This window comes from Streptomyces chartreusis NRRL 3882 (assembly GCF_900236475.1).
Lineage (GTDB): Bacteria > Actinomycetota > Actinomycetes > Streptomycetales > Streptomycetaceae > Streptomyces > Streptomyces chartreusis_D.
Genome location: NZ_LT963352.1, coordinates 3779882 through 3803594, shown reverse-complemented (window position 1 = coordinate 3803594; position 23713 = coordinate 3779882). Strand labels below are relative to the sequence as shown.

At 68.4% G+C, this 23713-nt stretch carries 20 protein-coding genes and 1 pseudogene; 10 read left to right on the top strand and 11 right to left on the bottom strand.

The window, feature by feature from the left end; genetic code table 11:
* The first annotated feature begins 254 nt into the window (after window positions 1–254).
* From SCNRRL3882_RS16980 to SCNRRL3882_RS16960, 5 genes are all read left to right on the top strand, one after another.
* Window positions 255–830: a hypothetical protein gene (locus tag SCNRRL3882_RS16980; RefSeq protein ID WP_029181296.1), complete on the top strand. Its 576-nt coding sequence runs from the start codon at window positions 255–257 to the stop codon at window positions 828–830.
* A gap of 111 nt (window positions 831–941) precedes the next feature.
* A complete protein-coding gene (locus SCNRRL3882_RS16975; protein WP_029181295.1) occupies window positions 942–2117 on the top strand; it encodes a hypothetical protein in 1176 nt (391 codons plus the stop codon).
* A 215-nt stretch (window positions 2118–2332) separates the two neighbouring features.
* Window positions 2333–2743, top strand: coding sequence for a hypothetical protein (locus tag SCNRRL3882_RS16970; protein WP_231911135.1), 411 nt, complete (start codon window positions 2333–2335; stop codon window positions 2741–2743).
* Window positions 2744–2803: 60 nt separating this feature from the next.
* On the top strand, window positions 2804–3643 hold the full coding sequence (locus SCNRRL3882_RS16965) for a hypothetical protein (RefSeq protein WP_010041638.1): 840 nt from the start codon (window positions 2804–2806) through the stop codon (window positions 3641–3643).
* Window positions 3644–4362: 719 nt separating this feature from the next.
* On the top strand, window positions 4363–4713 hold the full coding sequence (locus SCNRRL3882_RS16960; RefSeq protein WP_231911134.1) for a hypothetical protein: 351 nt from the start codon (window positions 4363–4365) through the stop codon (window positions 4711–4713).
* Between the two features lie 553 nt (window positions 4714–5266).
* Here the strand turns inward: SCNRRL3882_RS16960 and SCNRRL3882_RS42605 are convergent.
* The 5 genes and pseudogenes from SCNRRL3882_RS42605 to SCNRRL3882_RS16940 form a co-directional block, all read right to left on the bottom strand.
* A pseudogene (locus tag SCNRRL3882_RS42605) lies at window positions 5267–6303 on the bottom strand (hypothetical protein).
* A complete protein-coding gene (locus tag SCNRRL3882_RS16950; protein WP_029181294.1) occupies window positions 6291–6944 on the bottom strand; it encodes a hypothetical protein in 654 nt (217 codons plus the stop codon). The pseudogene SCNRRL3882_RS42605 and the gene SCNRRL3882_RS16950 overlap by 13 nt, the downstream one beginning before the upstream one ends.
* 610 nt (window positions 6945–7554) lie before the next feature.
* Window positions 7555–7710 carry a hypothetical protein gene (locus SCNRRL3882_RS40780; RefSeq protein WP_158688417.1) on the bottom strand — a complete coding sequence of 52 codons (156 nt, stop codon included), beginning with the start codon at window positions 7708–7710 and terminating at the stop codon, window positions 7555–7557.
* Window positions 7711–7901: 191 nt separating this feature from the next.
* Window positions 7902–8936 carry a hypothetical protein gene (locus SCNRRL3882_RS16945; protein WP_010041631.1) on the bottom strand — a complete coding sequence of 345 codons (1035 nt, stop codon included), beginning with the start codon at window positions 8934–8936 and terminating at the stop codon, window positions 7902–7904.
* Window positions 8933–9583: a hypothetical protein gene (locus SCNRRL3882_RS16940; protein ID WP_029181293.1), complete on the bottom strand. Its 651-nt coding sequence runs from the start codon at window positions 9581–9583 to the stop codon at window positions 8933–8935. The genes SCNRRL3882_RS16945 and SCNRRL3882_RS16940 overlap by 4 nt, the downstream gene beginning before the upstream one ends.
* Window positions 9584–10560: 977 nt before the next feature.
* Here SCNRRL3882_RS16940 and SCNRRL3882_RS16935 point away from each other — a divergent pair.
* Window positions 10561–12492, top strand: a complete 1932-nt coding sequence (locus SCNRRL3882_RS16935; protein WP_010041629.1) for a glycosyltransferase — start codon at window positions 10561–10563, stop codon at window positions 12490–12492.
* 35 nt (window positions 12493–12527) lie between these two features.
* Entirely contained in the window at window positions 12528–13700 is a 1173-nt protein-coding gene (locus SCNRRL3882_RS16930; RefSeq protein WP_050810261.1) for an LCP family protein, read from the top strand.
* On the opposite strand, the gene SCNRRL3882_RS16925 is transcribed toward SCNRRL3882_RS16930, so the two are convergent.
* The 6 genes from SCNRRL3882_RS16925 to SCNRRL3882_RS16900 form a co-directional block, all read right to left on the bottom strand.
* Window positions 13701–14936, bottom strand: coding sequence for a hypothetical protein (locus tag SCNRRL3882_RS16925; RefSeq protein ID WP_029181291.1), 1236 nt, complete (start codon window positions 14934–14936; stop codon window positions 13701–13703).
* A complete protein-coding gene (locus SCNRRL3882_RS16920) occupies window positions 14926–16983 on the bottom strand; it encodes a hypothetical protein (protein WP_010041626.1) in 2058 nt (685 codons plus the stop codon). The genes SCNRRL3882_RS16925 and SCNRRL3882_RS16920 overlap by 11 nt, the downstream gene beginning before the upstream one ends.
* 61 nt (window positions 16984–17044) lie before the next feature.
* A complete protein-coding gene (locus tag SCNRRL3882_RS16915) occupies window positions 17045–17935 on the bottom strand; it encodes a hypothetical protein (protein WP_010041624.1) in 891 nt (296 codons plus the stop codon).
* Complete coding sequence (locus SCNRRL3882_RS16910) at window positions 17935–18534, bottom strand: hypothetical protein (RefSeq protein WP_050810260.1); 600 nt, start codon at window positions 18532–18534, stop codon at window positions 17935–17937. Before SCNRRL3882_RS16910 ends, SCNRRL3882_RS16915 begins: the two co-directional genes overlap by 1 nt.
* Window positions 18535–18569: 35 nt before the next feature.
* Window positions 18570–19757: a putative T7SS-secreted protein gene (locus tag SCNRRL3882_RS16905; RefSeq protein WP_010041619.1), complete on the bottom strand. Its 1188-nt coding sequence runs from the start codon at window positions 19755–19757 to the stop codon at window positions 18570–18572.
* 7 nt (window positions 19758–19764) lie between these two features.
* Window positions 19765–20073: a hypothetical protein gene (locus tag SCNRRL3882_RS16900; protein WP_010041617.1), complete on the bottom strand. Its 309-nt coding sequence runs from the start codon at window positions 20071–20073 to the stop codon at window positions 19765–19767.
* A gap of 676 nt (window positions 20074–20749) precedes the next feature.
* Between SCNRRL3882_RS16900 and SCNRRL3882_RS16895 the strand changes: the two genes are divergently transcribed.
* The 3 genes from SCNRRL3882_RS16895 to SCNRRL3882_RS16885 are packed head-to-tail and all read left to right on the top strand — an operon-like array spanning window position 20750 to window position 23699.
* Entirely contained in the window at window positions 20750–21475 is a 726-nt protein-coding gene (locus tag SCNRRL3882_RS16895; protein ID WP_029181290.1) for a hypothetical protein, read from the top strand.
* Window positions 21476–21492: 17 nt separating this feature from the next.
* Window positions 21493–22395 (top strand): hypothetical protein, encoded by a 903-nt coding sequence (locus SCNRRL3882_RS16890; protein ID WP_010041613.1) that lies wholly within the window; start codon window positions 21493–21495, stop codon window positions 22393–22395.
* Complete coding sequence (locus tag SCNRRL3882_RS16885; RefSeq protein ID WP_010041612.1) at window positions 22392–23699, top strand: CpaF family protein; 1308 nt, start codon at window positions 22392–22394, stop codon at window positions 23697–23699. The genes SCNRRL3882_RS16890 and SCNRRL3882_RS16885 overlap by 4 nt, the downstream gene beginning before the upstream one ends.
* Window positions 23700–23713: the final 14 nt, after the last annotated feature.

Sequence of the window (23713 nt, the reverse complement as noted above, 5' to 3'; positions counted from 1 at the left end):
GCGATAGCCGACTGGGCCTCCGCCGATCTCATCTGAGGTTATGCGTGGCCCTCCCCTTCCACCAGGCCCGGTCCGCCGGTGTCAGCCCGTGAGAAGACCGCGCGAGGCTGGTTCACCCAGGTCACCGTGTTGGTGAGGCACCCTTACCGGACACAACCGGCAAACCCGCTTAACGGAGTCCTGCCAGCTCGCTGGTTGAGAGGCAGTGGGTAGCCTGACCGGAACGAAGACCCATTAAGTCGAATGGAGCGGTCGTGGGCGGCACGGACGGTTCTGCAGCCGGCGCATCGACAGCGCCGTACGGTCAGGCGGTGGTGTACGAGGAGAAGCTGCCGAGGCGCTGGATGATCGCTACCGCGATGGTTCTTGCCATCTGGGTCGCCTATCAGGCCAGCATCCTGCTTCCCCAGGACAGCACGGTTTGGTTCGTCATCCTCGGTTTTTCGACGATCCTCGCGCTCATATTTAATGCTGTGCCGATTTCCAAACGCATCTATAATCGAATCCATATTCGAGATGGGCGGCTGACCGTAGGGCGGGAGACCATCCCGGTGGAGTCGTTGACGGTCGACTCACTTCGGGAAGCTCGTGAACAGCCAACGGATGCGGAGTTCGTCGCTTCCCTGACTTCACGATCGCGTGAGGAACTCGCGGAGTTGCGACGGAGGAGTCGTGAGACCAGGCCGCCCCGGATCATGGGTGGGGGATGGTCCGTACCGATGGGCATGGATCAGATCGTGGTCCAGACCGCACAGGGTGAGTCGCTGCTGATCGCCACTCACCACCGCGAGGCGCTGGTGGACGCACTGATGCGAGCCCGCCAGAGGTAGAGCCGGGGCCCGGCTCCGAGGCCCAACAACCGTAGCCTCGGTAGGCTGCTCGCGTGCCTGTGCTGCTTCCTTCTCGGGAAGGAGCCGTCTTTGATCACCTGAAGGAGCTTCGTGACAGGCAAGCTGAGCAGAGTGGTGAACCCGCAAGACCTCGAGCAACTGGCCAAGTTGCTCGATGGGCGGGGAGGAGTTGGGGACAAACTCAGTGAGGCATTCACGCGAGCCTCGGCGCTCGGGGTGTCGAGCAAACTGACTGCGATACGGCCGATGCATTCCTGGATATCGGACACCGCGCCCGAGCTTCGCAAGAAGGCAGCGTATGCCCGCCTCGAGGACGGCGATCCGCTGGCCGGACTACTGCTCGCTGGATTCACCCCCGAGCAGCTCAAGAACAAGGACCTGCCACCAGATGTCCTGCTGGTAGCCAATGCGACCGCGTCCGACGGTGAAGTCGACGATGACTGGCTCAAGAAGAAGGACGGCGAGAGCCTCGACGACTGGCTCGTGAGGGTGCAGGGCGATGCCGTCACGCAGCTCACCGGCAACGAGAAACTGGGCAAGGCGGTCGCGACGTACATCGAGGGAGCCGCCAACCTGTCGGCGTTCTTCACGTCGTCCACCACGGCGCTGCTGGGCGGCAAGTCGCTCATCTCGTACTTCAGAAGCTCCAAAGTGCTCAATGCGCCGGGCACCTTCACCGCCCGGCTGATCAACGGCCACTGGGACAAGCTATCCAGGATTCCCAGGGCCGGGAGTTGGCTCACTCGGGTGCCGACCAGCGCGCTCGCGGGATCCGACGAGGCGGCGATGCTCGCCGGATACATGCGCAAGGGCGCCTTCTACATGCCCACCTCCACCGAGGCCAATTTGCTCCGCGTCGCTCAACGCGGCGGTCTCGCCAACGCGGCCAAAGCCGCCGGATGGATTCGCGGCGTCGGCATCGTCGGTTCCGCCGGCGCCACTGCCTGGGGCATCGCCAACCTGGCGACCATGGATCACGGCAAGGCGTGGAAGGAGGACAAGGCCAAGTACCTCTCCAACTGGACCGGTACGGCCTTCAACGCCTCGCTCACCGCGGCTATGGTCGCCCCCAACCCGGTCACCGTCGGCCTTGCCGTCGGCACTGGACTCGCCTACGCCGGAACCCTGGTCTGGGACAACTGGGACAGCATCAGCAAGGGGGCGGAGGAGGCCGCGGACTGGGTCGGTGACAAGGCCGACAAGGCCGGTGAGGCCATTTCCGACGGCGCCAAGAAACTCGGCAGCGCCCTCAACCCGTTTGACTGATGCCGGCCATGGCACATCCGCGCCGAGCGGCGCGAGGGGAAGGAACCATGCAGCAACACACGTACACCCTTGACCACTGGGAGGACCGTTCAGGTCACCGGCTGTCCTGGAAGTTCGGGTATCGGGGGACGGTAGGGGACTTCGGGAGTATCGAGGTGGTCTACCCGGCGAGCCGGCACGGCGACCGTCACGTCACCGAGGTCAGGGGGGACACCATGCCCGCCACCTCCTTCATGGGCTGGGCCTACGGACGAAAGCCCTCGCTTCACATGGGGCAGCTCAGTGTCGGTGGGACCGGAGTCCGGCTCAAGCGCAACCGCTGGGCACAGACCAGAGCCGGACGGGCGCTGCGGATGCAGGCCGCCGGGCGGGAGTATCGCTACCTCGCGACCAGCGCACGGCACAGCGACCGTGCCCTGATCCGGAACGGTGTGGAGATCCGGACCACTCGACACGGCAATGGTGCACGGAAGAAGGCCACTTTCACCGTCTTGGGGCCGGCCGACGCCACCGACCTCGCTCTGGCCGCCGTGATGTGCGGTGTCAACACCCGCAACCTCACCAGGGCCGGGGCCGTTCGCGCTTTTTTCAACAGGTCGCTGAGCTGGCTGGAGATTTTCCAGTGACCTCCATGAACTCCCTGAGCCATCACCGCCAAACGTTCCCGCTGACGAAAGCGACACCCAATGCCCTCGTATGACAGCACGCGAGGTCGGTTCCGGCTTGCCGAGAGCCACTTGGCCGTCTTCGGTCACCGCATCGAAGGGGAGGAGGTGCCCCAGGAACTGGCCGAGGCCGAGCGTGAACTGCGCGAGGCCGGCCTGACCGACCGGGTCGGCAACCTCGACCTCGCGCTGAGCCCGCTGGTCAGCACCCTGCGGGCTCCCACCGTCGTCCTTCATGTGGAGGCGCTCGGTGAGCACGGCACCCTCCATCATGGCGTCACCATCGGCGACGGCTACGTCTACTCCCATGAGTCCTGGCCTGGCTCCGCAGAGTCAGAGTATGTCCGGTTGGAGCCGAACATGCTCGTCTGGGCGCTCGCACGGATGATCAACCTCCAGGGAGAGGACACCGTGGACGTTGCCACGCCCGAGGTCGAGGCCACCATGGCCGTCCTCGACGCGGGGCTCGCCACCCTGGACAGCTTCCATGGTCTGACGGCCGAGGAAGGCATCGACCGGATAGCCGAAGCGCTGAAAGGCGCCGGGCTCACCCGGAAGTCACAGCTCAGCACGCTTGCCAAGTTGATCGCCGGGATGCGTTCCAGCTGGCGGATGACCGCAGCATGGCAGGGGCACGACGAGGGGACGTCAGCCTTGCAGGTGCGCGGGTTCGCGGTGTGGGATTGTGGACCTCTCGGCTACTGGCATCGTGAGCTGCCCGCCGAGCCGGTCCTGCCCGGTCAGGTGGATGACACCACTCCGCTCAGGTTGGTCCGGGTCGATGCCAAGGAGGTCTGGCAGCTGATTACCAATCTACTCCCGGACGGAGAGGAGTTCGCGACGGCGCCACACTCGGAGTGAGCGGGCCCTGCCCGGAATCATCCTGGGCCGGACCCAAGTCACCCATGGCTGTGAAGAACGCCTCCCGATGACTTTTCCGGCCACACGCCCGGCGATCTTCTCGACGTCGCCGCTCACCCACTGCGTTACGTGTGTTTCAACTGACCCCGCTTTGGCGGTACGCGGTTGAGTGTCCCGACGACCTGGCCCCTGACGTGCCGCAGTTGTCCGCCGAAATCCGCGGCCGGTTCGAGGTAGCACAGTAGGCGCAGCGCGGGCCCTCGTACAGGGTGTGCTCAGGGCGTGAGGGTAGCCGGGCGGCTGCGTTCCGACGGACCCGAGGTACGTGCACGGAGCCAGGAACCGCAGGTCTTCGAAACCCCTAGGCACCCGTACGGCGGGCTCCATGCACGGTGCTCGTGCGTTTGGCGGTCATGCGGCGTTCCACGTGCGAAACGACGAACGTTGGGACGTCGGCCCACGCGGGTGTCCCCGGGACGTTCCTGCGAGTTCTGCCTCGGCATACCGCCTTCTTCTCCGTGGCCGCACTTCGCACCCGATGAGCCGACTCGCCCTTGTGCGCGCACGGACTGGCCCGCGGTCTCGGTGGGCCGGTCGCACGGATACACCCGCTGTGCAGGAGATACCTGATGACGATCTATAGTTGATTACTCAGCATCACGGACACATCATCAGGAGATGCGATGCGGAAGTATCGAGTCGCTCGTGGTGCCCTTGCGGTGGCCGGCGCTGTCACCCTTGTCGTCGCCGCGACGGGCAGTGCCAGTGCAGTCGACACCACGCTGCGACTGAAGCGCGGCGGGCACACCATCGGCACTATGACCCACCTTGATCCCGACCCCGACACGTTTCGCGTGTGCGACACGCGGGCCGACGGGCACGGTGTGACGGGCAAGCTCTACATGTACATGGCCGGGTGGCAGTTGAAGGAGACGAAGGGGGATGGTGGCGACGCCGGTTGCGGTTCCTTCGACTACAACGTCGTCCCGTACGCTGCCAAGTACCTGATGAAGCTGTGCTGGAACGGCCCCGGCGGGGCCTGTATCCAGAAGGAGTTCACCGAGGACTGAGCCAGCCCAAGGTGATAGGCCGCGTCGATGATCTTTGCATTACTGTTCCGTGTCGCGGTGGCCTGGAAGTTCCGGGCTCACGGCGGAGGGGGGAGTCGCCAGGCTTGTGAGCGGATTCGTTCGGGCTCCAGCGTGGTGAGAGCTCACGGGGCTGTGGATTCTATTGACATCAGTATCGCGATCCTGTTCGAGGGTGTGTACACGCGTAAACCTGTCGTTTCGAGGTGCGCTGATATCGGCTCCGGGAAGGTTCATGGATTCGGTGGCTAAGCTCTCTTGATTTCTTGCAGGCCTTCAAAGCGTGGTGTCGGTGGGGCTGACGCCCCTCGATCGCTGCTTGAGGCGGCCGAGCGATTTGCTCGAGGCGGCCAGAGCGTGGTCATCGCGCACAGCTGCGGGTTCGGAGGCTCTGGCTCTCCAGAGGCCGGGTCAATGCCGCCGCTCAGTGACCGGCTGTGCACGTTGCTCTCATTGAGATCTCGGCGGCCTCTGTGGCGGTTGCCCCCACGCGCATTCGCGTGAGGGCTTGTCAGTAGCGGGCCAAGGCGCTGATTCAGCGATTGACGGACTGAATCTCTTGGACGGTGACGTCCTGGTTACCGAAGGTGCCGTTCGGAAGGTCGCCGCCGGCGCCGCCGGTGCCGGTCCAGGCGATCTCCCAGGTGATGGTGGCCTGGAGCTTGAGAGTACCGTCGCCGGAGGAGCGGAGGTACTTGAGCCCGCACGGCGGTGTCCGGTCGGACTTGCCCTTGGCGTAGGGCTCGCCGATCGAGCCGGCGTTGATGGTGCCCTCGCCCGAGGCCGGGTAAGTCTGGGGCGTCCTCGGTGCCGGGCTCCAGCCTGAGGGAGACCGGCTTGGCGGTGGTGGTGGCCTGGATGTTCAGGCCTCCGGCCTTGAGCTGAGCCGTGACAGAGACTTCCTTGAACTTGGCCCTGTCGAGCCAGGCCCAGGTGGGGAGATTGACCTTGGTGGCGGTCTCGGGCGCGAGAGATACTTCGGTGGTCGGCAACTCGATGCGGGTTGTAGGTGAGTTCAGCAACAACGTGCGGGGTTACGGCGTTCTCGACGGGCGGGGCATCGCCTGTTTCGGCTCAGAAGGGCTTCCGGTCGCACGCCTGGGCCTCTGGCTCCATCCAGCGGTCTTCGTCGCGGATGGCCACCCACCAATTCCCCTCGTCTTTCTTGTCGAGGTTGTAGTTCTTGTACTTGCCGTCCTTGTAAGTGTCGCGGAACTTGCCGACCGAGGTCTTGGCGTAGCTGTGCTGACCTGGCGTGTTGACGGTCTCGTTGTACTGTCCCTCGACGTATTTCGCGAATTCCTCAGCACTTCGGGGTTCGTACCAACAGGCGGGCGGTGACCAATCGCCGACTAGTTGCAGGCTGCCAGTGCCGCCACCTGACTCGTCGGCCGTCGAACCGCTGAAGGTGCTTTTGGAGCCGAGGCTGGTTCCGTCCGTACCGCCGCTAGGGGCGGCCTTCTGGCCGTTGGACTTGCCCGGCGTACCCCATGCGAACGCAGTGGCCGGTGTGAGAACGCCGGCAGTCGTCGTGGCAACGATCCATCGACCCTGACCTTTTATCGCAGGCACGTCTTGTTTCCCCGTTCCGACTCAAGCTTCGTCGTCTGCCACACGCCACTGCTGTTCTTCTCCAGACGTGTGCTGTACAGCACGAAGGAGTCGTCGGATGCGGGTGTCTTGTCGATCTTGTTGGTCTTGCGATTCTTGTTGAACGCCTTACTTTCATCTGCGCAGTACGAGACGCCTGCGGACTTCTTGTCGAACACGCTGATGTCGGGTGCGTAGTAACGGACCGCCCCGTGGTAGGTGAACCCGGAGTCCACGATTCCCTTGACCCAGTCCCGGCTACCTGCGAGGGCGCTGTCCGCCTGATAGAAGCTCAGGGCGGGGGACTCCGGATCGCCCTGCGTGACTGCATAGGTCACCGCTGATTGCGCTAGTCCTGCGTCCGCCAGGATTTCGTCCTTGGCGGCCTCTCCGGTGGTCCAGCCCTCGAACGTCTCCTTGACGTCATTGGGGAGATTCATTCTCGGACGCTTCGCGTCGTCATCGGATGCCCTAGGCGGAGTTGGCGATGTGGACTCTGCAGAGTCGGCCCCGGCGATCTTGTTGTTGTCGCTGGACTTGTCGTCCCCGCTACCGCAGGCCGTCAACAGCAGTGCTGCCGTCACCACCAGTGCGGCAGCAACGGGCAATGGGCGGCGCTTCACAGTGACTCCCCGTGAGACAGAAGTTCAGTCAAGAGCACCGACGGTATCGGTGAGCTTCCCGGTTTTCACCGGAGCGAACTTCCGCGAAAGCAGGGGGATTAGGGTTGTATGGGGCTCGCCGGGGGGGGGGCTGGTTGTGTCCTGATCGTGCTCGAACGGGGGTAGCCCCGGAGCCCGCAGTGTGCGGCTTCCGGGGCCGTAGTGCTGAGGTGCCTCGATTCGCTAGTTGGGTGTCCTTCACCTCGGGCAAGCGCAGGGAGGATACGTCGACATGAAGGGGGCCGGGTCGTTGCGTCCGTCGGCTGGATCTGGAAGCCTTCCAGCTCGCCGGCCCAGCTGGTCAGATAGCCGTGTACGTTCTCGTAGCGTTCAGCCACCTCGCGGAGCTTCTTCTCCAGGCCCTCGGATTCGTCTCGCAGGGAGACGGCGCACTTGCCCTCCAGCTCGTCGTCGTTGCCGATGCCGCGAAGGAGACGGGCCTGCTCACGCAGAGAACTCGCGACACCCTTCATCCGCTTGACCTCGGAGCGCATCTCTTCCAGATCTCCTGGGACAGGGTCGGACTCCGCGAGGGGATGCCAGTCGCGGGGCCGGGCTTTGGGAGCCGTCGTCACTTCTTCTTTTCCTTCTTGCGCAGTTCCTTGGCAAGCTCGGCGTCCAAGCCTGTGAACCCGTCGATGGTGGCCTTGATCAGCTTTCCCACGGTGGCGATGTGGGTGAGCAGGCTTTCACGGTAGTCGCCCCAGTTGTCCACGAATTCGTCCATGGCGCCTGTGACCGCTGCCCCAGTGCTTGCGCATGTCGTCCCGATGGTTGCCCAGGTTCTTGAACTCCTTCTTGATTTTTCGGAGCCGGGACTCCGACTCCATAAGAAGGTCGACGTTCACCCTGAGATCTGAGTCGTTCGCCATGCTTGGTTCTCCGGCCGGCTGGTGTGGTTCTGCTGGAGCTTGACTCTCAGCGGTTGACGGCTTGGATCTCCTGGACGGTTACGTTCTGCTCGGTTCCGAAGGTCCCGTTGGGGAGGTCCCCGCCAGCGCCGCCTGTCCCGGTCCAGGACACTTCCCACGTGATGGTCGCTCGCAGTTTGAACGCGCCGCCGTCGGAAGAGCGCAGGTACCTGATTCCGCAAGGCGGGGTCTGGTCAGCTTTTCCCTTTGCGTATGGTTCACCGATCGAACCGTCGTCGTTGAAGGTGCACTCGCCTGAGGAAGGGTAGGCCTCGGCATCCGGCGTCCCCGGCTCCAGCTTGAGCGAGATGGGTTTGGCGGTGGTTGTGGCCTGGAGGTTCACACCGCCGACGTCGAGTGAGGCGGTGACTGAGACGTCCTTGAACTTGGCCCGGTCGAGCCAGGCCCAAGTGGGAAGGTTGACCTTGGTGGTGTTCGCCGGGTCGAGGGTCACCTCGGTGTCGGGTACTTTGATTCGGCTATAGGCGAGGTCGGCAAGAATTTTCGGGGTCACGGCGTTCTCCACCGTTGGAGTCTCGCCGTTCTCGATCCAGAACGTCTTCGTGTCGCAAGCAAAGGCAGCCGGGTCTCCCGATTCCTCTCGGCTCTTGTCCCGAACCGCGTCCCACCACATGCCCTTTCCTGTTTCGGACTTATTGAAGTCCTTGTACGGTTCCCCGTTGATGTAGTAGTCCTTGGACGAGGCATAGGCCTCTCCCACACCACTGGCGTGCGGGATGTCCCATTGCTTCTGGAATTCTTTGGAGAATTCGGCGGGAGTCCACTTCGGCTCGTACCAGCAGGCCGGTGGAGTCCAGTCGCCGACGGGCGTGAACTGCCCGGTTTCCTTGGCTCCAGTGCCACCGGTAGATCCACGGAAGACGATGCGCGACTCGAGAGTCTGACCACCGTCCGTCTCGTTACTCCCCGAGACGTCGAACTGAGACCCGCCGGGATCCTTGGCGAAGGCTGCACTGGGCGTCAGAAGTGTGCAGGCGATCACGAGCGTACCCACTGCCGCAGCGGGACCGACCTTGGTCACTGAATGCATCCCTTGCTCCCGCGCACGGACGTGCCGCTGGTCGTCTGCCACACACCCTGCTTGTTCTTCTCCAAGCGAGTGTTGTACAGCACGTAGGAATCGTCCGAGGCCGGGGAGCTGTCGACCTTTCCTGACTTTCGGTCCTTGTTGTGCGCCTTGGTCTCATCGGCGCAGAAGGAAACTCCTGCTGACGTGTCGTTGAACAATTTGATCTTGGGGTTGTAGTACCGAGTGGTGCCCGTGTACGTCAGTCCGGCGTCCACCCACTTCTGGACCCACTTCACGGACGTCGTGAGGGCCTCGCCTTGGTAGTAGAAGGTGAGGCCGGGGGTGTCCGTCTTGCCCTTGAGGACGGCGTCGTTGATGGCGGTCTGTGCTCGCGCGGCGTCCGCCAGCACCGCGTCCTCCGTGGCGTTGCCCGTCTTCCAGCTCTCGAAGACGTCTTCCGCACCGCCAGTCAGCTTGATGTCAGGTCGCTCGGCGGAGTCCGAAGCGCTTGGGCTTGAAGTCGCCTCCTGGGATCCGGTGTCGGAGCCCGCGATCTTGTCGTTGTCCTTCGAGCCGGCGTCACTGCTGCCACATGCGGTGAGCAGTAGGGCTGTGGACGCGGCGAGCGCGACAGCAAGGGGCAATGGGCGGCGCTTCACAGTGGACTCCCCGTGGCACATGAGATCAGTCGAGTGCACTGAAGCTATCGGGGAAGTTGCTGTTTTCGCCAGAGCGAACCTCGTTGAAAACCGGGTCAATTGGGGCTAATGGGCCCTGTCGGTGTGACGTTGTGTCCTTGCTCTGCTCAGACCCGCTGTTGGATCCGCCGCCCCTCAGTCGGGCGCTGCGGATGGTTGCTGCGGCGATCTTCTCTGCGGTATTGGGCGGTGAACCCCCTTGAGTTCGATAAGAGCGAGTTCTACCAGGGCGAGGCGCGCAGGGGGATGGCGTGACCTGCGCACCGGTACTTCACAGCCTCCGGTCTCGAAGAACACCTTGGATGCCTGCCATAGGCCCTCGCCCGTGGGGAACTTGACCAGCGATCCTGTAGCAGCCGAAGTCCCTGACGGACATTTAGGGCGTAAGGCGGGTGTGCTTGAGCGGACCGTGTCCTGATCGTGCTGCGTTTGGGGCGGTTGGCGTTGTCGCGCGTTTTGCTATCGCGTCGCCCTGCAACCCGGGCACGCGCAGGGCGGATACGTGGACCTGTATGGGACAGGATCGGCAGGTCCGTTAACCGCAGGAAGGATGAGCCTGCTCCAGGGCACCCCGGTGCGCTGACAGCCGGAAGCTGAGCGCCGCCGCGTCCCTGTGAGAGTTGCTGTTATGGCCATGCAACCGGCAGCCCAAAACTACACTCGCGCCCCATGTGTACCCCCAGCCCCACCAAGTACAGCAAGTCGAGAAGAGACACCCTCCCCCGAGGAGGCCGTGAGGAAGAGTTCGGAGGCGGTGACGGACCCTGACCCCCGCCAAATCCAAGGCCCGGGCCCGCCACAAACAGTCCCGCGACCCCCGCGCCCACTGGCTGTTACTCGCCCTCACCCTCCCCCTCGTCTTCGCCCTCCTGCTCTTCGAGGGCTGGACCCAGCACGAGGTCGACGCCGCGAAGTCGCGGTCGCCCTGTGCCTCGCCCGTGCCGGACGCCGTCGCCAAGGGCGGGCCCGTGATCGGGATCAACCGGGACGGGATCCGGTCCGGGGGGATGCCCGCCCGGACCGTCGCCCTCACCTTCGACGGCGGGCCCGACCCCGTGTGGACCCCGCGGCTGCTGGAGCTGCTCCGCAGGAACAACGCGCGCGCCACCTTCTTCCTGCATGGCGCACAGGCAGCCCGGCACCCGGAACTCGTCCGACGCATCCGTGCCGAAGGGCACGAGATCGGGTCCAACACCTACACCGGGGCCGTGCTCGGCGAGTCGTCCGCGCCCCGCTTCCGGTCCGAGCTCGAACTGACCCAGAGCGCACTCGCCGGAGCCACGGGACTGCGCACCAATCTGCTGCGGATGCCGCGGACCACCACCCCCGACACCCTGTGCGGTCGTGAGTGGCAGGCGGCGCGGCGGGCCGCCGGGTACGGGTACGTGCTCGTCGCCGCCGACAAGGGGTCGCGCAAGCCGGCGCAGGGGATCGTGCGGCAGCTCAGCCAGACGGAAAGCGCCTATCTGGAAGCGCGCAGGCTGCTGAGGGACCGGACTATCGACCGGTTCACCACCGTGTCCCAAGGACTCGGGCTCGTTCCGTACGCGTCCCCGTCCGTCGTCGAGAGGTGGCTGGGGACGGGGCTGATCCAGGTCACGCGTCTCGGGCAGGCCTTCTCCACCGCCATGATCTGGATCCTCGGTGTCGCCGGCGGGCTCGGCGTGCTGCGGCTGTTGCTGCTCGCCCTGTTCGCCCGGGCCCATGTGCGCCGGCTGGAGCGGTTCCGGACCGGGGCGCCCTGGATGCGTGAGGTGTCCGGGCCGGTGACCGTGCTCGTCCCGGCGTACAACGAGGAGGCCGGGATCGGGTCGACCCTGCGGTCGCTGCTCGACTCCACTCATCGGGAGCTGCAGGTCATCGTGGTCGACGACGGGTCGAGCGACCGGACCGCCGACATCGCCGAGAACATGGGGGATTCGCGGGTGGAGGTCGTACGGCAGCCCAACTCCGGCAAAGCCGCCGCCCTCAACACGGGGCTCGCGCACGCGCGGTACGACATCGTCGTGATGGTCGACGCCGACACCGTCTTCGAGCCCGACGCCATCGAGCGGATCGTCCAGCCGCTCGCGCATCCCGCCGTGGGGGCCGTCAGCGGCAACACCAAGGTCGGCAACCGGCGCAGTCTGCTGGCCCGTTGGCAGCATCTGGAGTACGTCTTCGGGTTCAACCTCGACCGGCGCATGTTCGAGGTGCTGGAGTGCATGCCGACCGTGCCGGGCGCCATCGGGGCCTTCCGCCGGGACGCGGTGATCGGCGTCGGCGGGGTCAGCGAGGACACCCTCGCCGAGGACACCGACCTGACGATGGCCCTGTGGCGGGCCGGCTGGCGGGTGCTGTACGAGGAGTCCGCCGTCGCCTGGACCGAAGTGCCCACCACGCTGCGGCAGTTGTGGCGGCAGCGGTACCGGTGGTGCTACGGCACGTTGCAGGCGATGTGGAAGCATCGCGGGGCTCTCCTCGGCACGGGTCCCGCCGGGCGGTTCGGGCGGCGCGGGCTGACGTATCTCGCGCTGTTCCAGGTCGCCCTGCCGCTGCTCGCGCCCGTCATCGACGTCTACGCCCTGTACGGCGTGCTGTTCCGCGACCCGTGGGAGTCGGCCGGGGTGTGGTTCGCGTTCCTCGGCGTGCAGATCGTCTGCTCCGGCTACGCGCTGAGACTCGACGGCGAGCCGGTCCGGGCCCTGTGGTCGATGCCGTTCCAGATCGTCGTCTACCGGCAGTTGATGTATCTCGTCGTCATCCAGTCGCTCGTCGCGCTGCTGCTCGGCAGCCGGCTGAGGTGGCAGCGGATGAAGCGCTCCGGGACGGCCGCTGAACAGATCGGCGGGCCGGTTCCGTATAGGAGCGGGAGCGTGCCTATGCGTTGACCCGAGAGAACCCCCACAGCACCTTCGAGGCGTCGATGACCGACTGGACCGACCGTCCGGGAGAACCCCCTCCCGAGTGGGCCCCACGGCAGGAACCGCCCGCGCCCTCCCTCGCGCCACCGCCCTCGACCCGCACCGCCCCCCTGCCGGGCATGCCCTCGCCCGCCGCCCCCGGCCGCTATGCCAGCGGCGTCCACGCACGCGGGGGGCGCGGCAGCAGGAACCGGCGCCGTCCCAGCCGGAGCCGCCGGTTCCTGCGTACGGCGGCCGTGCTGTCGTCCGTCCTGCTGCTCGCCGGTGCGGGTACGTACGTCTGGGCCGACACCCGGCTCAACCAGCAGGTCGACCTCGGCACGCTCTCCGGCCGGGTGCCGCGCGGCGAGGGCACCAACTACCTGGTCGTGGGCTCCGACAGCCGCGAGGGACTGTCGCAGCAGGACCGGAAGGAGCTGAACACCGGCTCGGCCGAGGGCCGCCGGACCGACTCGGTGATCCTGCTGCACACCGGTGCCAACGGCACCACGATGCTCAGCCTGCCGCGCGACTCCTGGGTGACCCTCCCGCCCTACCTCGATCCCGACACCGGCCGCAGCTACCGGGCCGCTCCGAACAAACTGAACGCGGCGTTCTCCCTGGGCGGACCCGACCTGCTCGTGCGGACCGTGGAACGCAACACCGGTGTGCACATCGACCACTACGCGGAGATCGGCTTCGCCGGTTTCGTGGGGGTGGTGGACGCGGTCGGCGGCGTGGACATGTGCCTGGACAAGCCCGTACGGGACGAGGACTCCGGCGCCGATCTGCCCGCCGGCTGCCAGACCCTCGACGGCGCCGAGGCGCTGGCCTTCGTACGGCAGCGCAAACAGGAGGCCCAGGGCGACCTGGGGCGCACCCGCAACCAGCAGAAGTTCCTCGCCGCCCTCGCCCGCAAGGCGGCCACCCCGTCCACCCTCGCCGACCCGTCCAAGTCCTTCCCGACCCTGCGCGCCGGGCTCGACACGCTCATCGTGGACGAGGAAACCGAGCTGCCCGACCTGATGTCGCTGTTCGAGGCCATGCGGAAGGCCGCGTCCGGCGGGGGCCGACAGCTCAACGTGCCCGTGGCCGACCCGGACCTGCGTACGTCCAAGGGCAGCGCGGTGAAGTGGGACGACCGGCGGGCCCGCGCCCTGTTCACGGCGCTGCGGGAGGACCGGCCGCCCCGCTGATCAACGAGCCCTGGCGCTACGGGAGGTGAAGCCGTCCAGCGGTGACGTCAGCGACCCGTACCCCGTCGCCGACCACACGCTCCGCCCGGCCGGGAGCTCGAAGTAGGGGACGGTACGGCCGTCCTCGGCCCGGTCCGTGAGCACCTCCGGGGCGCGGCGGACCTGCAGCGCGTCGGCGCAGTCCTGGCACACCGCCACGTCGAGCCGGTCCCGGCGGCCCAGCGGACGCCAGCCGGTGCGGAGGGCGGCACGGCCGTGCAGGGGGTTGAAGAAGCAGAGGGGAAGTCCGGGGGAGCCGGCGAGGGCGTCGCGGCCCTCCTGCGCCAGGGCCAGGACACCAGCCAGATCCGGCAGGCCCCGGGCCTCGTCGAGGACCCTGCCTGCGGCGGCGTAGGCGTCGAGGGCGCGCTGGAGACCGGGTGTCGTGGAGACGCCGGCCGCCTGGGTCGCCTCGCCGAGAGCCAGTACTTCCGCCTCCGCCCGGCGCCGCAGCTGCGCCTCGTCGGCCGCGCGGGCCGTCGCGAACACCAGCTGGGGAACGGCCGGAGCGGCCGAAGCGGCCTTGCGGGAGCGGACCAGGGCGTGGGTCGCGAGCCCGGCCAGGGCCAGGGCCGGTACGGCCACCAGGGGCCACAGCCACCACCGCGAGCCGGCGGGCTTCCCGGGTCCCGTCTTCGGTGCCGGGGCGTCGCCCAGGTCCTTCGTCGCCCCCTCGTACCGCTGCGTGCCCTTCCCCTCCGCCACCAGGTCCACCGCCTTGGCGGTCACGTCGGCAAGCCCCGCGTCCCGGGTCTCCTCCAGGAGACCGGCGGCGGCCACCGCGTCCCGCGTCTGGTGGGTGTCGGCGGGCCACTCGTAGCCGTTCAGGGAGTCCGGGAAGTCGCCGTCCGTCGTGATGAGGATGAGTTCGCGCTGGTCCGGGAGCCGGTCACGGACGACTGCGGCCAGGACGCCGGAGTCGCCGTCGAAGGCGTCGCCCTTGGTGAGCGGCGTGAGAACGACCTTGACCGGCAGGCCCGTCCGGCGGATCCGGTCCGCCAACTGCCGCTGCCGGGAGGGCGGTACGGCGTCGGCGTACGCCTCGTCGACGTAGACGGGCGAGGTGCGCAGGGCCTCGGCGATGCGCTGCCCGGCGCTCGGGGCGTCGCCGTCCGCCGCACGGGCCGGCGTGGTGGTGAGCGCTGCCAGCAGCAGTACCGCGAGGACGGTGATCACGCGCCTGACGTCAGTGGACACCTGCGGTCTCCCTCACCTTGTCGATGAGCCGGGCGATGCCGCCGGGTACGGCGGACAGCGGGCCGTGGGTCGCGTCGTAGTACGGCGGCCGGCCGCCGGCACCGGACGCGGTGCCGGGCAGATTCAGCAACCGGCCCGGGATGCCGCCCGGTTCGGCGACGGCCGTGTCGCGGCAGGGCTCGCAGACGGGGAGCAGGCGCCTGCGGCTGCCCTCCGCCGACACGCGCACGTGGTGGCGGCTGACGGCGGGCCCGTGCAGCGGGTTCACGCCGCAGCACAGGTCGTTGGTGTCGCCGGTGAGCGCGGCGCGGCCCGCCCGGGCGAGTACGACGACGGCGACCAGGGTCGCGGCGTCCGTCTCTGCACTGCGGGCCCGGTCGAGGTCGCCGTCGAGGAGCAGCATCGCCGCGTCGAGGCAGTCCCAGGCGCGGGTGTTCTCGTCCGCGTCGGTGAACTCCCCGCTCAGAATGGAGAGTTCGGCGTAGGCGGTACGCCGGAGGTAGGACGCCGACGGCTCGGTCGGGGAGGTGAAGGGCAGGAGGTGGGCCGGCTCGGGCGCGTGCGAGCGACGCCGCCGCAGACCGGTCACGATCCACGTCGCCCCGGCCACGACACCGGACAGCAGCAGTGCGGCGAAGGCGCCCACGAACAGGCCGGGCCAGAAGTCGGTGGCGAAGAGCGGCGGGAGGGTGTTCTCGTCGGCGGCCCCCGGGGCGGCGGCCGGCGCGGGTTCCGACCCGGGCCGGTCGGTGCGCGGGGTCTCGTCGAGGAAGGTCATCAGCTTGTCGAGGCGCTCGCCGAGGAGGTGGTCGTCGGCCTCGTCCGCCCTGCTGTCGCCGAACGTGACGGAGTCCGGCAGGTTGAAGGCCAGCCGGTTGGTGTCCCGGCGCAGGCCGTGGTTGTAGAAGTCGATCGTGCCGTCGTCGGGGTCGGCGACCACGTACAGCCCGTCCTCGCCCACCTTGGCGTGCACCGCCGCGGCGAACAGCATCGTGTCACCGGCCGACTCGCTCTCGGGAGTCTGCGGCACCAGCGAGACGAACACCCGGCCGCCTCCCTCCGCGCGGCGGAAGTCCCGGATCCGGTCGTGCAGCCGGGCGAGTTGGCGGGCGTCGAGCACCCGCGGGCTCTCCGGATCGGCGTACACGGGGTCCTGCTTCAGGCCCGCCGCCACACGCTCGACGCGGGCGGACAGGTCGGCCGGGGTGGGCGGGGGCGCCGCGCTCGACCTGGTCTGGTCGAAGACGGTGGCGGCGGTGAGGGCGATGGCGGTGGCGGTGAGGACTGCCGCGCCGGGGGTGACCCAGCGGGGGACGCGCCGCTCGGCCCCGGAACGCCGGCGGCGGCGCCCCGCGTAACCGGCCACCAGCAGGATCAGCAGGGGTACGCCGGTGAGCAGGATCCCGGTCAGGAAGGACTGGTTGCGGCGGTCGGACGGGCCGATGTACATCTCGGCGGGTTCGTCGCCCTGGTACTTCTCACGTGCCGCCCCGGCACGGGCCGACGCCTTCTCGCCGCCCAGGGCGACGACGTCGACGAAGCGCTCGAAGCTCAGCAACGGCCCGGCGTCGTAGGGCAGTTCGTACTGTGTGACGGTCGAGGCGGCGTCGGCCGGCGCGCGCACCCCGTAGGCCGTGGCCTCGGCGACCGCCATGTCGTCGACCAGGACGTACAGCCCGTCCCGGCCGAGGCGGTCGTGCACCGCGCCGAGCAACTGCCTGCCGTCGACGCTGCTCTGTGCGGGCAGGACCAGGACGTAGGTCGGGACGCCGGTCTTCTTCGCGAGCCTCGCGAAGTCGGGGGCCGTGGACCGGGGGATCTCGCGGGGGAGTTGGTCGGTGACGTAGACCGGGCCCTCGCGGAGGCGCTCGGCGAGGTAGGCGGCCTGGGTGGCGGGCGTGCTCTCCGCCGCTCGGACCGGGGTGGCGGTTGCGAAGAGAACCGTCAGCGCGCAGAGGGCGAGGAGCAGGGGGACGAAGCGGGTCCGGGGGTCGCTCGATGCCCGTATACGTACTGCGTGTTGTGCGTTTGCCGTGACTGCTCTCACCGGTGTGCCCCCGCGGTCCGATCACTGTCCGGCCCGCACTCTACTCGGGGCTTCGCGACTGCTACAGATCGCCCGGTTGCGGCTTGGCCGGCTCTCCTGAGGGGCCCATCAGGATCGAGTGGGTCTCGTGGAGGTCCTGCCCGGCCTTCAGCGGGACCCGGGCCTCGACCAGGACGATGCCGCTCGCCAGACGGGTGAAGGTCGGGGGGCGGGTGCCGGCCGGGAGGTCGGCCAGGAAGCGGGTGACGCGGTCGCGCTGGCCGGGGGTGAGGTCGCTCTCGGGGAGGGCGTCGACGGTGCCGTCGAGGATCTCCGCCAGGCGCTCGGCGCTGTCGGGATTGCCGGTGAACAGGCGGATCCACGACCCGTCGGCGAAGGTCACCTTCACATCCGCCTCGACCTCGCTGAAGCGCATCCGACGGGCGTGGGCGAGGGAGACGCGCGGGTACTCCGCGAGGACGTCGGCCTTGTCGAGGGTGCCGGTGCGGGTGCCGAGGAAGAGCAGCCGGCGGCTGGTCAGGACCAGGTCGGTGGTGTAGCCCTCGGGGCGGCGGTCGGGGTCGAGCTGCCAGGGGACGGTGCGGGCCAGGGTGTCCGGGGCGGCCCACATGACGGGGAAGTCGTCCACCTCGTTCTCGCGTTCCTCGGGCTTGCCGGTCGTGGGCCCGCTGCCGAACGGGCTGCCCGCGGCGCCCCCGATGTTGGCGACGAGATTGGCGATGAGGGGGATCCCGAACGCCAGGGCACGGCCGGTACGGCGCGCGGCGCGGTCGCCGGTGGTGCGCGGGGTGTGGACCGGGCCGGGCGGCCAGCCCGGGAGTTCGCCCTGGATGTCGTTGCGCTGCGGGTCCCGGAACCATCGGCACCCCGCGACGGCGGCCGCCTGACCACCGGCGAAACGGGCGGAGGTCCGCAGGAGCAGGTCCTCGTCGGCGTCGGGATACCAGTCCATCAGTGCGTCACTTCTCTCTGGGGGAACTCCACGGAGCCGATGATGCCTGCGACGGCGTGCGAGAACTCGTCCCACTGCTCCACCGACGCTGTGTCGAGGGTGACCACGGCGGTGTAGGGCCCCGTCGGGAACGGGATGTGCACCTGGATCTGGCCCATGACCAGTTCCTCGTCCTCGCCGGACGTCGTGTAGGCGCTGTCCACGACGAGCTTCCGGAAGGTGATGCCGTAGACCGCCGGACCGCACGGCAGGTCCAGCCAGGACACCTCACGCAGCGGATCGCCCAGCAGGGCGGCCCGCGTGCCCGCGGCGACGACGTCGGGGTCCGCCTCTGCCCGCTCGTGCACGGCGACGGTGAGCGCACAGTGCGCCACACCGCCCCCGTCCTCGATCTCGTAGAGGCCGATCCCGAAGAACGCGACGCCGTCGGCGAGGAGCTCGTCGGCCATGGCGCCGTAGAGGGAGCCCATGGTGTTCCACAGCGGCTCCTCGCCCTGTGGATAGATGTCCCGGACCAGCCGGCGTGCGGCCTCGGCGCGTTCCTCCGGGTCGAGGGAGACCTCGATGGCGTGGATGCCGTGGGGGAGGTGGAAGGCCATGGGTGGCACGGTGGCGCCTGCCACGACGGTGGCGGTCACGAGTGCGCCCCGAAGTCGTGCGTGGCGATGGTGTGCAGCTTCAGGGCGTTGAGGCCGCCCTTGATCGAGGCGTCGAGGGCGCGTCCCGCCCGGCTCATGGGGGCGATGGCCTCCTCGCCCTTGATGAACGGCAGCTTCGAGGCGATGGTGTTGATGCCCTGCGTGCCGAGGATCTGCCCCTTGCGGACGTTCTGCAGCCCGCTCTCCACGGCCAGCGTCAGCCTGCTGCCGCCTTCCCCGAGTTTCACCACGGGCGCGGCCTTCAACGGCCCGAAGAGCACGAACGACCTGCCGACGCTGGTGACTCCGCGATATCCCTCGCCCAACTCCGCCGCCCGGGCGGCCGCGTTGGCGCCCTTGGCCAGCTCGGCGCTGCCGGTCAGTCCCTTGACGCCCGGCAGGATGCCCAGCGCGTCGAAGCCGATCTCGGCCCAGCCGACGTCTGCTCCGGCCGCCTTGGCGACCGCGTGGGTCAGCAGGGCGGCCCCGCTGGTGATCATCGCCCCGGCGGCGAAGATCGCGCCCAGGGGCTCGAAGGGGGCGGTGATGATGGCGAGCATCCCGAGCACGCCGCTGGCCAGGCTCAGGACGTCGCCGATGGTCTTGATGAGGTCGGCGTGGGCCTTGAACCACTCCCCGGTCGCGTCCCAGGCGTCGGCGATCCCGTGCCCGAGCTTGTCCCAGAAGCCGGGCTCGTCGGGCGCGATGTCGGCGGCCTTGTCCAGATCCCGCCCTGTGAGCCCGGCGGCGCGCCGGTAGCGCTCCTCCAGGTCGTGGACCTTCTGGATGACCCCGTTCACGTCCCCGGAGGCCTTCCCGTACGCCTCGGTCCCCTCCTTGGCCTTCGCCTGGGCGTCGAGTTTCTCCCCGGCCTCCTTCTCCAGCCGGTCCGCCTCGTCCTGGAAGCCGTCGAGCTGACCGGCCCAGCGGTGCAGGGCGCGGGAGGCCTTGTCGAAGGACTCGTAGCTCTTCCTGATCAGGGGGGTGACGTCGGTGGAGATGTGCTCGCTGAACGCGACGGCGGTCTTGCCCTTCCAGGCGCCGCACTCGATGCGCTCCAGTTCCCGTACCGCGGTGCCGAGTTCACTCGCGAGTCCCCCGATCCGCTTGGCCAGCTCGCGGGTCTGCTCGACGTCGCCGGGGGTGGGGTCCCAGCCTATGTGGGGGAAGGAGGGACGTCCCATGCGTTCCTCAGCGCCCCTTCTTGCCGGATCGGGGCGCCTTCATCGACTCGGCCAGCTCCAGGTCCAGCTTGTCGAAGGTCTGGCCGATCTTGTTGATCATCTTGACCGCGTTCTGGGTGTGCTTGCCGAGCTGCTTGATGCCGTAGGCCCAGTCGTCGGCGAAGTCGTGCACGTCGTCGACGAGTTTCGGCGCGCCGACGACCGACCCGTCCGTACCGCGCAGCGTCCGCCGAGCACCGTCCATGCGGTCGGAGATCGTCGAGAAGGTGCGCTTCAGGTCCTCGAAGACGGTGTCCTCGAGCCGCAGATCACTCACGATGCGTTCCCGGCGGGTCCGGTGGGCGGGGCGTTCGTGATCTTAGGCAGGGGATGACGCACCGTGGCCTGTGCTGGTCGAACGATGGGCGGGGCTTGAGAGGGAGATGGGGCTGGTTTTGCCGGTGCTTGGGGGGGAAGGGAGCGCGGGTCGGACGCGGCGCCGTGCGGTGAGGACCGGGACGGGTACCGGTGGCCTCGGGCCGGGATGGCGACGACCGGGATCAGGGACGCCGCCGCGCTCTGCTGAAGCCGCTGTCCCGCGCCCGACAGCCGCTGCGCGCCCTCGACTTCGTGAGTGAATCGTGCAGGCATGATGGCCGACAGGTGACGGACGACCGGATCGCCGGTGACGGTTGGAGCGGTCGCGGATTCGCTGGCGCACAGGTGGTTTCCCGTTGCGGCTCGGTTCCCGACAGGCGTGCGTGGGCGGGAAGTTGCAGATGGGTAACGGCCCGCGGCGTGGGGTCCGAGAGGCCGGACGCGCCTTGAGGGGCTTATGTGCGGCTGATACGGTGCGATGGCTTGACACTCACCCTCAGTGCTGGCTATTTGCCCAGGTCGGGCGGGTACGTCCGGCCCGTTCCGCGCGTCTCCGTGCGGGGAGGCGCGGGTGAAGTGTCCACATCTGAAGGCAAATTGACAGACATATTCTTGGGTGTACGGGGAGCGGTTGCGTGAAGATCCAAGAGCGTACGGGGGCGGGCGCCGGTCGTTCCGCCGCTCCGGCTCAGCCGCCGGTCGGTGACCGGCTTCCCACACCACCTCGCGAGCGCAAACCGGCACTGGCGGCGCTCGCCGTGCTGCTCATCCTGGTGGGTGCGCTGGGGGCGACGATGCTCGTGCTCCAGGCCGGTGACCGCATCGAGGTCGTCAAGGTGACGCAGGAGGTCCAGGCCGGCGAGTCCCTCAAGGACTCCGACGTGACCTCCGTCATGGTCGCCAAGGACGAAAGCATCCACTACGTCGAGTGGTCGCAGCTGAAGACCATCCAGACCTACAAGGCCAAATCCACGATCTACCCGGGCACCCTCGCGGTCGGTGAGATGTTCGCCAAGAAGGCGAGCCTGCCCGCGGGCAAGGCCTCCGTCGGTCTCGCCCTCAAGGAGGGCCAGTACCCGTCGGACATCAAGGCCGGTGACGTCGTCTCCGCCTACCGCGTCGGCACCAGCGGCGCCGGCTCGAACAACTCCGGCGACAGCACCGGCTCGGGCGGCACCTCGTCCTCCGGCGGCGCCCTCGTCGAGAACGCGCGCGTGAACGCCGTCGAGGACGAGAGCGACGCCACCGTGAGCACCGGCAACCTCTCGCTCACCCTCCTCGTCGACCAGGCCGACGCGGCCGCGCTCGCCTCGGCGGCGGCCGCGAACGAGGTCGCCATCGTGCACGTCCCCGGCAACTAGAAGGCGGCACCCGACCCATGGCGCTCATCGCTCTCGCCGCCGACAAGGGTTCCCCCGGCGTCACCACCGCGGCCGTCGCCCTCGCGGCGGTCTGGCCGCGGCGCGTCCTGCTCGCCGAGACGGACCCGGCGGGCGGTGACCTCGTCTACCGCAGTGCCGCCGCGCACGGCGGACCGCTCAACCCCAACACCGGCATGCTGTCCATCGCCGCCACCGCGCGCCGCGGACTCGTACCGGACCAGCTCTGGGACCACGTCCAGCCGCTCAGCGGGGGACTGGAGGTGCTCGTCGGGCTCGGGATCGCCGAGCAGGCCGCCGGGCTCGCGGGGCTCTGGCCCACCCTCGGGCACGCCTTCGCCTCCCTCGCCGACTCCCCGAACGCCGCCGCCGACGTCATCGCCGACTGCGGACGCATCAGCGGGGACACCCCTGCCGTCGAGCTGTTCCCGCACGCCTCCCTCGTGCTGCTGCTCTCCCGTACCGAGCCGGAGGCGATCGCCCGGGTGCGTGACCGTGCCGCGGCGCTCGCCGGCAAGCTGCACGGCGGACCGCGCGGTGCCGCGAGCCTCGCCAACCCGGTGATCGGCGTCGTCCTGATCGCCGACACCGGTAACGCCGGCAAGCTCGCCTCGCAGGTCAACGACATGCTCGTGCACGCCCAGACCGGCGCCCGCGTGGTCGGCACCATCGCCGACGACCCGGCCGGCGCCGACCAGTTGGCCGGCCGCAGGCGCGGCCGTCTCGACAAGTCGCTGCTGATCCGCTCGGCCCGCAAGGTCGCCGCCGACCTCTACCAGCAGTACGGCGCCGCCTGGGCCGCCTCCGCCCAGGCGAACCAGGCCCACCAGGTGCAGCAGGCCCACCACGTCCAGCACAACCACCCGGGCCAGATGCAGGGCCACGCGGGGGCCGGCACATGACCGCTGTCGACCACCAGTTGGTCAAGCGGTTCCGTCAGGACGCCGGCGACCGCATCGCCGAACAGCGTCGTCAGGACCAGATCAACAACGTCACTCCGATGTCCACGGAGGACGAACGGCAGTACGCCCGCGCCGTCATAGCCCAGATCCTGGAGGAGTACGCCCGCGCCGAGATCAACGCGGGCCGTACCCCGCTGGACGCCGAGACGGAGGAGCAGTACGCGGCCGCCGTGCACGCGGCGCTGTTCGGCGTCGGCCGGCTCCAGCCGCTGCTGGACAACCCCGAGGTCGAGAACATCGACATCAACGGGTGCGACCAGGTGTTCGTCGGCTACGCCGACGGGCGCGAGGTGAAGGGCGACCCGGTCGCCGAGACCGACGAGGAGCTCATCGAGCTCATCCAGGTCCTCGGTGCCTACTCGGGTCTGTCCTCGCGTCCCTTCGACTCCGCCAACCCGCAGCTCGACCTGCGGCTGCCCGACGGTTCGCGTCTGTCGGCCGTCATGGACGTGGCGAGGCGCCCCGCGCTGTCCATCCGCCGTGCGCGCATGGGCAAGGTGTTCATCTCGGACCTGGTCGGCAACGGCACGCTGACCCCCGAGGTCGCCCACTTCCTGGCCTGCGCGGTCCGCGCCCGCAAGAACATCATGATCGCCGGCGCCACCAACGCCGGTAAGACCACGCTCCTGCGCGCCCTCGCCAACGAGATCCCGCCGCACGAGCGCCTCATCACCGTCGAGCGCGCCCTGGAGCTCGGGCTCGACACCTTCCCCGACCTGCACCCCAACGTCGTCGCCTTCGAGGAGCGCCTGCCCAACTCCGAGGGCCAGGGCGCCATCTCCATGGCGGAACTGGTGCGCCGCTCGCTCCGTATGAACCCCTCCCGCGTCATCGTCGGTGAGGTCCTCGGCGACGAGATCGTCACCATGCTCAACGCGATGTCGCAGGGCAACGACGGCTCGCTGTCCACGATCCACGCCAACAGCTCCAGCGAGGTCTTCAACCGTATTTCCACCTACGCGTTGCAGGCCTCCGAGCGGCTGCCCATCGAGGCCAGCCAGATGCTGATCGCGGGCGCGGTGAACTTCGTGGTCTTCATCCAGCGGCGCAACAACTTCGGCAACGGCGGCCGCCTCCAGCGCATGGTCACCTCCGTCCGCGAGGTCAACGGCGTCGACGGACGCGTCCTGTCCAGCGAGGTGTTCGCGGAGGCCCCCGACGGCCGGGTCGTGCCGCACGCCCCCCTAGCCTGCCTGGAGGAACTGATGGCACACGGCTACCGGCCGTCCGGGACCTGGGGGTGAGCCGGGGGTGAACA